This is a genomic window from Morganella sp. HSTU-ASny43, assembly GCF_022819185.1.
Classification (GTDB): domain Bacteria; phylum Pseudomonadota; class Gammaproteobacteria; order Enterobacterales; family Enterobacteriaceae; genus Morganella; species Morganella morganii.
The window spans coordinates 1-207 of sequence record NZ_WSPG01000124.1 but is presented as its reverse complement, the minus strand read 5'-3'; the positions used below and the strand labels follow the sequence as shown (position 1 = coordinate 207).

Annotated in this window: 2 tRNA genes; both read right to left on the bottom strand. The window is 54.6% G+C overall.

What is annotated here, in order from left to right:
* Position 1: 1 nt before the first annotated feature.
* Positions 2 to 78, bottom strand: a tRNA-Arg gene (locus GN208_RS18035).
* Positions 79 to 130: 52 nt separating this feature from the next.
* Positions 131 to 207 (bottom strand) — tRNA-Arg (locus GN208_RS18030).

Below are 207 nucleotides of genomic sequence, written 5' to 3'. Positions count from 1 at the left end.
ATGGTGCACCCGAGAGGATTCGAACCTCTGACCGCCCGGTTCGTAGCCGGGTACTCTATCCAGCTGAGCTACGGGTGCATCGCATACTAATTCTGTTACCGGAAATCAGTTTTGAAATAAGGTGATAAGATGGTGCACCCGAGAGGATTCGAACCTCTGACCGCCCGGTTCGTAGCCGGGTACTCTATCCAGCTGAGCTACGGGTGC